Annotated in this window: 1 protein-coding gene; it reads right to left on the reverse strand. The window is 51.2% G+C overall.

Annotation, left to right across the window (positions count from 1 at the left end):
• A partial coding sequence (locus ACI77I_RS32185) for a dihydrofolate reductase family protein (protein WP_407000241.1) occupies positions 1–353 on the reverse strand: 353 nt, incomplete at its 3' end.
• Between the last annotated feature and the right edge of the window lie 81 nt (positions 354–434).

The raw sequence follows: 434 nt of genomic DNA on the forward strand, positions 1-434 counted from the left end.
ATCTGCAAAATACGTTGCACTTTAGGGATCACGCTAACGTTATGGCCAACGGGAAGCACGGCAACGCCTGTGCCGAGGAATATGGGAAGAGTGGTAATGAACAGCTGTGGCAAATCACCCGCTTCGGCAAAGTAGGCTGCTGTTTTACCACCTCCCACCAGCCAGACATCTTTCCCTTTGGCTGCTTGCTTCACTTTTTTTGTGATCGCTCCAGCATCGCCCTGGAGAAGAGTAATCTCCAGTCCGGATGGTACCGGCAAATCCCGGCTGGTTATTACAAAGGCGGGGGCATTTTGATAGGGCCAATCATCGGGGGAGGTTGACATGATCCAACTATAGGTTTCAGCGCCCATAACCACCGCCCCAATAGTCTGATAGAAATCCTCATACAGTGTAGCGTCATTACCCAACGCAAAGTTCTCTTACCAGCCCAG

The sequence above is a fragment of the Pseudomonas sp. D47 genome (assembly GCF_045447305.1).
In the GTDB taxonomy this organism is placed as follows: Bacteria; Pseudomonadota; Gammaproteobacteria; order Pseudomonadales; family Pseudomonadaceae; genus Aquipseudomonas.